General features: G+C 37.5%; 3 protein-coding genes. All 3 read left to right on the top strand.

Going from position 1 to position 4,346, the window contains the following annotated elements; translation table 11 throughout:
• Positions 1–1,811, top strand: a 1,811-nt coding sequence (locus B091_RS0111420; RefSeq protein ID WP_026166379.1) for a SusC/RagA family TonB-linked outer membrane protein, incomplete at its 5' end; no start/stop codon positions are given.
• Positions 1,812–1,829: 18 nt separating this feature from the next.
• Positions 1,830–3,314, top strand: a complete 1,485-nt coding sequence (locus tag B091_RS0111415; protein ID WP_018110125.1) for a RagB/SusD family nutrient uptake outer membrane protein — start codon at positions 1,830–1,832, stop codon at positions 3,312–3,314.
• Positions 3,315–3,783: 469 nt separating this feature from the next.
• The coding region (locus B091_RS12245) for a carboxypeptidase-like regulatory domain-containing protein (RefSeq protein ID WP_018110124.1) at positions 3,784–4,346 on the top strand (563 nt) is incomplete at its 3' end.

Genomic DNA, 4,346 nt, shown 5'->3' with positions numbered 1-4,346 from the left:
CTAGTCCTATTATGGTGGCTACTATGACTGCTTCTCCCTCTTCTTATCCTTATAACGAAGACGGTTCATTTAGTACCTATTTTCCTGCTTTGAATGGTGCGAATATCGTACAAACTATGAAATATAATTACGATAGAAACTCTGTCGTTCGTACGTTGAGTACAGCTTCTGCTACTTGGAATATCTGGGACAATCTGCGACTAAAAGAAGTATTTAATTACGACTTTAATCAAGCGAATAATCGTGTGTGGTGGGATCCTAGATCTAAAGATGGAAGTGCTTCAAAAGAAGTTTACCAACGCTATATGATGAACCGTAGCAAATGGACTTCTCAAACTCAGCTTACCTACAATAAGGTGATTGCCGAGAAACATGCGATTGACGTGTTGGGTGGATTTGAAACAGAATCTTACAAGCTCGACTATGTTTATGCTAATGGAAGTAATTATCCTGGTTATTTGGAAGAGATTGGTAATGCTGCCGAATCAAGATCAAGTAGCTCCAAATCCGAATCCAGAATGGTTTCGATGCTAGGTCGTCTGAACTACGACTACGACAATAAGTATTATTTCAGTACTAGTTATCGTCGTGATGGTAGTTCAAGATTATCAACAGATAGTCGTTGGGGTAACTTTTGGTCAGTTTCGGGATCTTGGAGGTTAACTCAAGAGAACTTTATGTCGAGTGTACGTGATGTTATCACCGATGCAAAGCTTAGGGTTTCTTATGGTGTTAATGGTACACAGCCCGATGATTATTATGGGTACTTGGGAGTATACAGCTACGGAGCTAACTATAATGGACAACCAGGATCTTCTGAGACTAGACTTTTTAACCCAGACTTGAAATGGGAGAAAAACTACGCTACAAATGTCGGACTTGATCTTACTCTTTGGGAGAGATTATCTATTGGGTTTGATTGGTATAATCGCGATACAAAAGACTTGCTTCTTGATCAGCCTGTTTCTCAAACTACAGGTATGGCTACTATATTGAAAAATATCGGTTCTATGCGTAACAGAGGATTTGAGTTCGAGATTAAATCGACCAACATTGCTAATGACGATTGGTACTGGACTACCTCATTGAATTTGGGTCATAATAAAAACAAGTTGACTAAACTTGATGGAGATCAGTCTGAGATTGTTGAGGGCAGATATTTAATTCATCAAGTAGGTAAGCCTTACTACTCTTTCTACGGTTATGAATATGCAGGAGTTGATCCAGCAACAGGTAAAGAGTCTTACTACCTAAATGATGGTTCGGGTAATATAACAACCAATTCGGCTGAAGCAAACAAAGTCATTTTGGGTAATGCGAATCCGAAAGTTCAAGGAGGGTTTAGCAACTTTGTAAGTTGGAAAGATATTGATTTGAACTTTACATTTACTTATTCTTTTGGAGGTCACATGATGGATGCAGCTCGTTGGTTGCAAAGTAATGGAGGAAGCGATCATTATGATGGAAACATCCCATCTTATTACAAGCTTTCTGACATGTGGCAAAAACCAGGTGATCATGCGAAGTTACCACAGTTTGCTTACAACAACAGCGAAACAACCTCTTCACGTTGGATCAAGTCGACAAACCATGTCCGTCTTAAAAATATCACTTTGGGATATAGCTTACCTAAGCATTTGACAAGAGCTTGGGGTATTAACAAATTGCGTGCATACGCTTCTGCTAATAATCTATTGACATTCAAATCAAAGGATCTATATGTTGATCCAGAAGTGCCAGTTAATGGTCTTGTGATGTTCGAAAATCCTGCACTAAGAACAGTGACCTTTGGTTTAGAAATTGGTTTTTAATTTTTAAAGAAGAAATAAATGAAAAAGATATATAAATCCATTACGCTAGGACTGATGCTGGTAGCACTTTCTGCATGTGGAAACAATTGGTTAAACCTTGACCCAAGTACATCGGTACCTTCTGATAAAGCAATTACAGATTACTATTCTGCTACGGTTGCACTTAATGGTCTTTATGATGGAATTCAGGGAAGTTCAAGTCGAGTAGAATATTATGGTGCGCGTATGTTCTATACAGGTGATGTGCGTGGTGAAGATATGCAAGCAAGAGCGCAAAGCTTACGTACGTCTTCGACTTATGAAATGAAGTATGTATTGGACAATGCTCCTGTTATTTGGGAGATTCCTTACAATGTGATTCGTAGAGCTAATCGGATTATTCAGGCTGTAGAAGAGAATAAGATTCCTGATGCCACAGTCGACCAATTGAATGGTTTGAAATCGGAAGCTCTTGCTATTCGTGCTTTGGTTCACTTTGATCTTTGCAAATTATACGGAGCACCCTACAGTGTAGATAATGGGGCATCCCTTGGGATTCCTATTGTTTTGACTCCTTTAGAGCTAAATGCTTTACCTAAAAGAAATACTGTAGCTGAAGTTTATGACCAAGTGATATCTGACCTAAAAGCGTCGTTGGACTTGGGTGGTCTAAAAACCACAAAGAACTATGGATATGTAAACTCTTGGTATGTTAAATCTTTGCTTTCTAAGGTTTATCTATATAAAGAGGATAACACTCAGGCCCTAACAACTGCTGAAGATGTTTTGGAAAACTCTCCTTATGAGCTTTGGACAGCCGAAGAATATGTTGACGGTTGGAATACTAAAGATACAGGAAGAAAAGAGATGCTATTTGAAGTTATCAACAAAAACTCTAGTGATTGGACCGACCGTGAAGGAATTGCTTACTTGATGTACGAAGAAGGGTATGCCGATTTGATCGCTACTCAGTCTTTCATTAATATGTTAGGTAGTGATCCAGACGATGTGCGTAATGGTATTTTGATAGCGCCTCAAACCAATGAAGACCTTATTGAGCAATATGGTAATACTCCTATCTTCGTTAATAAATTCCCCAAAGCTAACGGCGATGTACGTTTAAACAGTTTACCGATGATGCGTTTATCTGAAGTTTATCTAATTGCTGCCGAGGCTGCCGCTAAGCTTGGTATAAGTGATAAAGCTGCTGCTTATTTGAATGTGATTCATCTTCGTGCCAATCCTACAGCTTCTTCTATTAGTCAAGCCGATGCTACGCTAGCACGTATTAGTATAGAGCGAAGAAAAGAACTTGTAGGTGAGGGACAACGCTTCTTTGATGCGATGCGTAATAATGAAACAGTAGTTCGTTATACCGATCAAAACGATATGCAACTACACTATATCTTGATTCCCGAGTCTCAAAAGTTTGATAGAACTTATTTTAGAACACTCTTGCCGATTCCTGTGAGTGAGGTAAATGTTAATCCAAACTTGAGAGGTCAACAAAATCCAGGTTACTAAGAAACAGGAATCCACTCCTCTCATAACTTTATGTAAGTCAAGTAGGTTGTCCAGTTTATTCTGATAGCCTACTTGACTTTTTTATATCTAAATAGTTAAATAATAAGCATTTTATATCTATTTACTATTGTTTTGCAGCTGGTATTACTATTTAACACTTGTAGCGTATCTATCTTATGACATATTGTAAATGCTGGTTATTGTATTTGTGTCATAACTGCTTTTTATAGGGTTGTTGTATTTCATTTAGGTATTGCCTATAAATATTATTTTAATTAGGTGATTACTGAAATGTGTCATTTGAATATATATTATAGATATATGCTATCTAATTGTGATAAATTCTATCTTATCGTGCTTTTTAACTATAAAAAGTTGACAAGTGTGTATTTTTTAATAATTTTGCAATGTGTTATATTTGTAAACAGTGATAAAGGTTAATTAAGTAAATACTTTTAAATTAAAAGTTATGAGAAAAAAAATGATGATGTTCTTGAGTTGTTTGCTCTTATCCTTTGGGATAGCATCTGCTCAGAGTCAGAAGCTATCAGGAGTGGTGCTTTCAGAAGAAGATGGGTTGCCCGTTATTGGAGCAGCCATTACAGTTGAGGGTACATCCTTGGGTACTATAACGGATTTTGATGGATTCTTTAATATCACCAATGTTCCTGCAACAGCAAAAAAAATTAAAGTGTCTTATATAGGTATGAAGTCACAAACAGTGACTATTACTCCTAATATGAAAATTGCACTAGTTTCTGATGCAGAGCTTCTTGATGAGGTTATCGTAACCGGTTATGGTACATTCAAAAAATCATCTTTTACGGGTGCCGCATCTAGTATGAGTACTGAAAAACTAGCTGATGTGCCTGCACTGAATGTAACCGATAAATTAGCTGGTGGAGTTTCAGGTGTGCAAATTACCTCTACTTCAGGGCAACCAGGTTCTGTAGAGTCGGTGCGTATTCGTGGAATGGGTTCTATTAATGCCAGTAACGAGCCACTTTATGTTATTGATGGTGTTCCTTTGTA

This window comes from Bacteroides propionicifaciens DSM 19291 = JCM 14649 (genome assembly GCF_000375405.1).
GTDB classification, from domain to species: Bacteria; Bacteroidota; Bacteroidia; order Bacteroidales; family Bacteroidaceae; genus Bacteroides_E; species Bacteroides_E propionicifaciens.
This window is presented reverse-complemented; position numbering and strand designations above follow the sequence as displayed.